The sequence below is a fragment of the Bacillus haynesii genome (genome assembly GCF_014042035.1).
Lineage (GTDB): Bacteria > Bacillota > Bacilli > Bacillales > Bacillaceae > Bacillus > Bacillus haynesii.
The window spans coordinates 2,088,216-2,095,000 of the sequence record NZ_CP059494.1; the positions used below are offsets into that span (position 1 = coordinate 2,088,216).

Here is a 6,785-nt window from a genome sequence, read left to right on the forward strand (position 1 = left end):
GCGTCTGAACATTTCTTTACGAGCGATAACATACTTCAGTTCTGCTTCCGACGCCTTGGACGAGACGCCTCACTGCGGCAGCCGCTTGAACTTCAGCTTTCCAGCCTCTCATCGTTTTGATGATGAAGCATTTTCAGTTTTTCCGGGGCCGGCATTGAAAATCGAATTAGCCAGCAACCGATATTGATGCTGCGGATGATCGTCATTGGTTAAATCGTTAGCGAAAACAGTTAAGTTCTTGTTGTTATCTTTATACGTGAAGGCCATAATCTTTCCTTTGGCAGCATCATGTCCCGGCCACCAGCCTGCCTTAAAGAAATGGTCTTCATCAGCGATCACTGCAAGCACTTTTGCCGTTTTAGGCACAGCGGTAATATAAGAACCAGTGACTGTGTAGAAGTATTCCTGTTTATTGTAAGGGGCTGTAATGGCATGATCTTGCATGACATTTGCCAAGAAGACGCCTTCGTATCTCTCCCATTCAGGTCCTTTAAAAGAAAATCCAGGCATCCACTTCTGAACATTGGTCATACCCATATTTCCAAACGCAATGTAAGGTTTTCCTTTATTAACATATTTAGAAGAGTCGAACGTATTGACAAGTACATCTGCGCCCGACTGTTCTGAGGTGACTTTAAAGCCCAGATTTTTCAGTACATATGCCGCTTCACCTAGCGCTCCTACAGTAGAAGCCTTGAGAACTTTGCCGCTTGGTTTCTTATGGCTGAATCCGCTCACGTCAAGATAGTACTTGGAAGCCAATGGGGACAGATCCTTGTAGGCAACCACGAAGTCGCCCGCTTGATAGGCTGATCCGCTCTTGGTGAGCATTGTAACGGTCTTGCCGGCTGCCAGTAACTCGTTGACTGCCTTTATCGCATCATTGTTTGTGTTCTGGATCAGAACATAAGCTGAGCGTTTTGGCATTTTAGTCCCCGGAAACGATATGGATGTGACTCGAGAAGTCTTGCCTGTGAACACGCCGGCATTCCGAATCACATAACGGTCAAATCCTCGCATATCATGGAAATTTTGAATGATCTCACCGGCTATCATTTCATAATCAGATACATCGATTCCATCATACAAGACCAAGTTCGCGAGGCCGCGGTTTGCCTGGTGCATGTTTACAATAAATGATCCCGCCGGATATGTTTTTCCGTTAACAGTTACCGCTTTTGTTGATCGTTCAACCTTTACGCCGTTGCGAAGGAAGTACTCAACCATCTTATAGGTTTCCAACACATTCTTTTGAATGTTTTTATCGACCGGCAGTACGTAGTATTCTGGGAAGAAGTTTTGATTGCCCTGCCGCGGACGGCCGATCTCTTCGTTTTTGGCGTTGACCAAATAATGATCGACAGCACGATCATCGATATTGTTTACCCCGCGCTCGAATATTTTTAATTGATTCAGGAACAGTTCTTCTTTCTTTCCCGCTACATATTTTGCAGCTGCCGCAGAACTGTAATACAGAGCTTTGGTAGACTCTTCATTCGACTCGGGCGTTTCCAGCGTGTGCCCCATCGCACCGTGATACATGGCGAATGCAGCTGTATACGCTGCAGATGCATCATCCCATCCCGAAGCCGTGCCTTTTGACACATAATTCGGATCTTCTGCAGTTTTCCGATGTTCTTCATAAGGGATGTGATAGTAGTTGTACTTTGTATTTGCAATCCCTGCTTCACCCATAGCCTTTGCCTGTTCCACCATATGATCAATCAAAAGATCATACTCAACGTTCGGGTTATGAGGCGGAGTAGAGGGCTCAATCAGGAAATTGGAATCGAATCCGTGCATATCCAGAAAAGACAGCGGCGACCACTTTGCGATTTGTTCCGTTACGCTGCGCGTTTCAGGCTGGGTTTGATATGAATTATCCCGGTTCAAATCAAAATCCTCAGCATTAGAACGTGTTGTATGAACCCGGCCATCTGGATTGTCAGTGTAAACGAACAGGAAGAAAACATTTTTCAATGCATCGTCTATATTCAAAGTTGTCTTGCTTTTCTTGCCATTCGGCAGGACTGTATCATACGTCATGCTCTTATCCAATGCCATTGACTTAAAGTAATTCATGATCGCGTCGACTCCAGGCGCTTCATTCGGATGAATATTGTTCAACCAAATCGGCACCTTATAGTCGCCAAATGCACCGGATTTAATGTCTGCCTGCAATTTCTTCGGGTCATTCAGCATGGCAGGGTGGGTCACCTTCTGATACTTATCGACAGAGGCTTTATCCTTGGCAAGTACCGTCAAATAGATATCACGGCCTTCGACCGATTTTCCAATGGAAGTCGTTTTGATATATCTGTTGTTTTTTTGCGCAGCTTTTGCTGTGACGGCATCGATCTCCGGTTTCAGCTCATCGTAAGTGCGGAAGCTGTCATATGGCGTCAATTTTACGGGTGCATGGGCAACCACTCGTCCGTTCACTGTTGCCGCCAAATCATATGTGCCCATCAGAGATGCGTATAGCGGACGCTGCAATCGCGGCTCTGACAGGTTGTCTGTATCGTATGGAAGATCGAAGTTGATGTTAGCATGAACCTTGCCGTTGGTCACTTTTACATGGCTAACCGTAATGAAAGGTGCACCGGTGTAATCACGGTCCTGATATTTTTTCCATTGAGACAGCGGTTTGCCGTCATACGTCCAGCTTAAGCTCTTCACATCAACACCTTGCGGAAGCTTAAACGTAGCATGAAGCGTTCGTTTCTCTGTCATCGAAGCAACATTGTTGTCCAGTTTTAACTTCAGAGATTTTTTAGTCTTTACTTTTGTCTGCTGACCGGACGCCGTCCCCTTGGCAGTCTGCGCCATAGCAACGCCGGGGACTATCGCTCCAAGCAGCATCATAAACGATAAAACCAACATCAGATAACACTTTGTGAACGATTTCTTAAACATAGAAAAATGCCATCCCCATTTCGTGATATTTTCAAATTGTACTAGCTGCATTTCATTTTAGCCTGCAGAATTTTGGGTTCTACAACTTCCTCGCACTCAGCCACCGCATACTCCGGTATATTTCGGAATTCCCGATAGGCTAAAAGCTGAAGGAGCTGCCTGCTCAGACGGTTCCTTCAGGCAAAATGTTGAGACCGCCTACCTCGGTGTCCTCGGTCCTGTGACGGGTCCCAAGGTGCTGAATGCCCGGTCAAAGCGTCGCATCGCTGTCTCGAGCGGACCGTTAGGAAGCCGTGCAATCAGCCACCCTGTCACCGTCGCCACGGCCGCGACGAACAGATCACCGAATGGAATGGCCCCGATATCATACTTGGCCCCCGAGATTTCAAGAGCCCATATGACAACAAACTGAGCTGCATACATCGTCAACGCTACACGTCCGACTCCCGCGAACGGCTTTAACACGGCAGAAATCTTCTGCGGCACGAGACATACCAATCCTAGAACCAGAAATGCAACCCCAAGCCCCAGCATCGTCTGGAAAGTTGACGCACTGTGCGGAGCGATCGAAAGAAGATTGTGCCAAAGCGGCGGTGCCACGTTGTGCGGCCAGATTGCATACTGATCCGGTTCGGCGCCGGCGGTGCCTTGAACACTTACGAGCCACTCTTCGAAGGAACGGCTCAGCCCTGGAAGAACGAAAGTGCCCAATAATTTAGAGACGATAAGCATGATGGCGCCGCTGCTTACTAGCGAAAGTGCAGTACGCATCTTGGTCAGATCGAAGCGCCCGATTGCCATACCTGCGACGAAAGCGGGTGCAAGTGCGAGCGCGGACATCGGGCCGCCTGCAATATCACCAAGTAAGTACGCTCCCGACAGGACGCTGCCTCCGAGAGTCATCAGCGGCGGGCTAACTGCAAGCAAAACAGCTGCTGTTGTAACTAACACACGTGTCGAACGACGAATCAGCACCAACGCCAGCACAAACAGTGCCGCATAAGCTGGCAAAATCACCCCGAACGGAGTATTCAGCATGATGAGAAGGTATCCTATAATATCGATAAATACCGCGCGGGCAAGCATCCGCGTCCGAAATGCGGCCGGCTCCATTCCTCGACCCATCATGCGCCTCGCCATGATCGAATAGGAGATGCCGCCGCAAAGCACAAATAGAAGCGTCGTATTCCCGGAAACGATTGAACCGTTCGTTTCGTTCAAGGCGAAATGCTGCAAATACATCCCGATGACCGCCAGCCCCCGAGCTGCGTCAAGTGCCACAATACGCCCTGTCCCCTGCGATTTTTCACGCATGAACTTCTGACCTTCAGCCGAGTCCCGGGTGACAATTTCAACGAGCGCACCGTCCTGAAGCGGAGTTGATAAATCTACAATCTTTCCGTTTAATTTACCTGCAACCGCATTTTCCAGACCGCAGCTAATGGAAGCAGCAACATCTTCAATGCTTGCTTCCTCCTCAAATTCTCTGACGGACCCGTCAGGCAATTTAATGCTAATTGACAACTGTATTCCTCCTCAAAAAAATTAATCCTTTACGTGTTCCATTGTTTCTTTGCCTATATTTGGATGAGATCTTGCTGTATTCAATATAGCGGACAGATGTCGCTAAAGTTTGATCAACTTGTAAACAAAACGTAAAAAGGCGATCGGAGGATCGGAACATATCATTTGTATAAAGAAAAGCACCTTGCCGATGACAAGGTGCTTCATTCTCAATGAATGTGATCTTGATTAAATGGACTTCAATGAAGGGACAGCTGTTTAAACGGTATGAATCATTTCACGGTGTGCGCTGAATGAAGAGTGAGAGTGCGGATAACAATTGATCATTGTGTTTATGTTGGCGGCTCTCCGCTTTGTTGAGGAATAAACAAAAAGAGCGTTCCTTTTGTAAGGAACGCTCTTTCATCGTTTGGCAATACGATGTTTAGTGATACCGGTGGTCGGGGTCGAACCGACACTCCCGAAGGAACACGATTTTGAGTCGTGCGCGTCTGCCAATTCCGCCACACCGGCATGTGTGTGATCAATGGTGCCGAGGGCCGGACTTGAACCGGCACGGTAGTCACCTACCGCAGGATTTTAAGTCCTGTGTGTCTGCCAATTCCACCACCCCGGCACGGGAAATAAGGCGACACCCGGATTCGAACCGGGGATAAAGGTTTTGCAGACCTCTGCCTTACCACTTGGCTATGCCGCCATCATTTTAAGAATTGGAGCGGAAGACGGGATTCGAACCCGCGACCCCCACCTTGGCAAGGTGGTGTTCTACCACTGAACTACTTCCGCATTTTAACTAATATTCATCTTATCATATGCAGGATGATAAAGAAAGATGAAAACTGGGCTAGCTGGATTCGAACCAGCGCATGACGGAGTCAAAGTCCGTTGCCTTACCGCTTGGCTATAGCCCAATATGAAGGGCGATTGATGGGAATCGAACCCACGAGTGCCAGAGCCACAATCTGGTGCGTTAACCACTTCGCCACAACCGCCATAAATTGTGAATTAAAATTGGCAGGGGCAGTAGGAATCGAACCCACACCGGAGGTTTTGGAGACCTCTGTTCTACCGTTAAACTATGCCCCTAAAAACATGGTGGAGGGGGACGGATTCGAACCGCCGAACCCTGAGGGAGCGGATTTACAGTCCGCCGCGTTTAGCCACTTCGCTACCCCTCCAAAACAGTGCCGGCCAGAGGACTTGAACCCCCAACCTACTGATTACAAGTCAGTTGCTCTACCAATTGAGCTAGACCGGCAAATGGTGGCTCGGGACGGAATCGAACCGCCGACACACGGATTTTCAGTCCGTTGCTCTACCAACTGAGCTACCGAGCCTTTATTTAAATGGCGGTCCGGACGGGACTCGAACCCGCGACCTCCTGCGTGACAGGCAGGCATTCTAACCAACTGAACTACCGGACCATTAATGAGTAATTTGGTTGCGGGGGCAGGATTTGAACCTGCGACCTTCGGGTTATGAGCCCGACGAGCTACCGAACTGCTCCACCCCGCGATAATATGATTTTCATAGAAATGGTGGAGGATGACGGGATCGAACCGCCGACCCTCTGCTTGTAAGGCAGATGCTCTCCCAGCTGAGCTAATCCTCCGCAGTACAGGACGTACAAGTGCATGCGTTGCAACAGGATGTTGCGTCTTTAGCATGCCTTCCTTTAAAAAACTCAGGCGTTCACCTTCTGCTTTTCAACATGCTGTCCAAAGAGTAATGGTGACCCGTACGGGATTCGAACCCGTGTTACCGCCGTGAAAGGGCGGTGTCTTAACCACTTGACCAACGGGCCAGATGTATTTAAAGTGGCGGAGAGCAAGGGATTCGAACCCTTGAGACGGCGTTGGCCGCCTACACGATTTCCAATCGTGCTCCTTCGACCACTCGGACAGCTCTCCAATAAATGGCTCCGCAGGCAGGATTCGAACCTGCGACCGATCGGTTAACAGCCGATAGCTCTACCACTGAGCTACTGCGGAATAATGCCTGCCTGGCGATGTCCTACTCTCGCAGGGGGAAGCCCCCAACTACCATCGGCGCTGAAGAGCTTAACTTCCGTGTTCGGCATGGGAACGGGTGTGACCTCTTCGCCATCATCACCAGACAATTCAGTGACAAAGATCATTATACTATGTATTTGAAAAAATGCAAGAGCATTTTTCGAGAAATTATTCTCTCAAAACTAGATAACGGGTAGACAAGGGCCCACAGGATGTGGGTCATGCAGGCGTTGCCACACGATGTGGCGTATTTAGCCAGCGTTCACTTATTTTATTAGGTTAAGTCCTCGATCGATTAGTATCTGTCAGCTCCATGTGTCGCCACACTTCCAC

General features: G+C 48.8%; 2 protein-coding genes, 16 tRNA genes and 2 rRNA genes (1 of these 20 only partly in view). All 20 read right to left on the reverse strand.

Features of this window, described 5'->3' with window-relative positions; translation table 11 throughout:
- Window positions 1-108: 108 nt before the first annotated feature.
- Window positions 109-2,916, reverse strand: a complete 2,808-nt coding sequence (locus H2R00_RS10390; RefSeq protein ID WP_182071057.1) for a M14 family metallopeptidase — start codon at window positions 2,914-2,916, stop codon at window positions 109-111.
- Window positions 2,917-3,114: 198 nt separating this feature from the next.
- Window positions 3,115-4,440 carry a TGS domain-containing protein gene (locus H2R00_RS10395; protein ID WP_182070986.1) on the reverse strand — a complete coding sequence of 442 codons (1,326 nt, stop codon included), beginning with the start codon at window positions 4,438-4,440 and terminating at the stop codon, window positions 3,115-3,117.
- A gap of 431 nt (window positions 4,441-4,871) precedes the next feature.
- Window positions 4,872-4,953: transfer RNA gene (locus H2R00_RS10400), tRNA-Leu, on the reverse strand.
- Between the two features lie 14 nt (window positions 4,954-4,967).
- Window positions 4,968-5,056, reverse strand: a tRNA-Leu gene (locus H2R00_RS10405).
- A gap of 10 nt (window positions 5,057-5,066) precedes the next feature.
- Window positions 5,067-5,137, reverse strand: a tRNA-Cys gene (locus H2R00_RS10410).
- A gap of 14 nt (window positions 5,138-5,151) precedes the next feature.
- Window positions 5,152-5,226, reverse strand: a tRNA-Gly gene (locus H2R00_RS10415).
- A 53-nt stretch (window positions 5,227-5,279) separates the two neighbouring features.
- Window positions 5,280-5,351: transfer RNA gene (locus H2R00_RS10420), tRNA-Gln, on the reverse strand.
- Window positions 5,352-5,359: 8 nt separating this feature from the next.
- Window positions 5,360-5,432, reverse strand: a tRNA-His gene (locus H2R00_RS10425).
- Between the two features lie 20 nt (window positions 5,433-5,452).
- Window positions 5,453-5,526, reverse strand: a tRNA-Trp gene (locus H2R00_RS10430).
- Window positions 5,527-5,533: 7 nt separating this feature from the next.
- Window positions 5,534-5,618 (reverse strand) — tRNA-Tyr (locus H2R00_RS10435).
- Between the two features lie 7 nt (window positions 5,619-5,625).
- Window positions 5,626-5,698 (reverse strand) — tRNA-Thr (locus H2R00_RS10440).
- 3 nt (window positions 5,699-5,701) lie between these two features.
- A tRNA-Phe gene (locus H2R00_RS10445) sits at window positions 5,702-5,777 on the reverse strand.
- Between the two features lie 10 nt (window positions 5,778-5,787).
- Window positions 5,788-5,864: transfer RNA gene (locus H2R00_RS10450), tRNA-Asp, on the reverse strand.
- A 14-nt stretch (window positions 5,865-5,878) separates the two neighbouring features.
- Window positions 5,879-5,955, reverse strand: a tRNA-Met gene (locus tag H2R00_RS10455).
- Window positions 5,956-5,976: 21 nt separating this feature from the next.
- Window positions 5,977-6,052, reverse strand: a tRNA-Val gene (locus tag H2R00_RS10460).
- Between the two features lie 117 nt (window positions 6,053-6,169).
- Window positions 6,170-6,244, reverse strand: a tRNA-Glu gene (locus tag H2R00_RS10465).
- A gap of 14 nt (window positions 6,245-6,258) precedes the next feature.
- Window positions 6,259-6,350: transfer RNA gene (locus tag H2R00_RS10470), tRNA-Ser, on the reverse strand.
- Between the two features lie 6 nt (window positions 6,351-6,356).
- Window positions 6,357-6,431 (reverse strand) — tRNA-Asn (locus H2R00_RS10475).
- 9 nt (window positions 6,432-6,440) lie between these two features.
- Window positions 6,441-6,556 (reverse strand): 5S ribosomal RNA (gene rrf, locus H2R00_RS10480).
- A 171-nt stretch (window positions 6,557-6,727) separates the two neighbouring features.
- A 23S ribosomal RNA gene (locus tag H2R00_RS10485) occupies window positions 6,728-6,785 on the reverse strand; it runs 2,866 nt beyond the window's last position.

Excerpts from the sequence above, each read along its gene's own strand:
- H2R00_RS10390 (WP_182071057.1), bottom strand. The coding sequence starts at position 2,916 with ATGTTTAAGAAATCGTTCACAAAGTGTTATCTGATGTTGGTTTTATCG.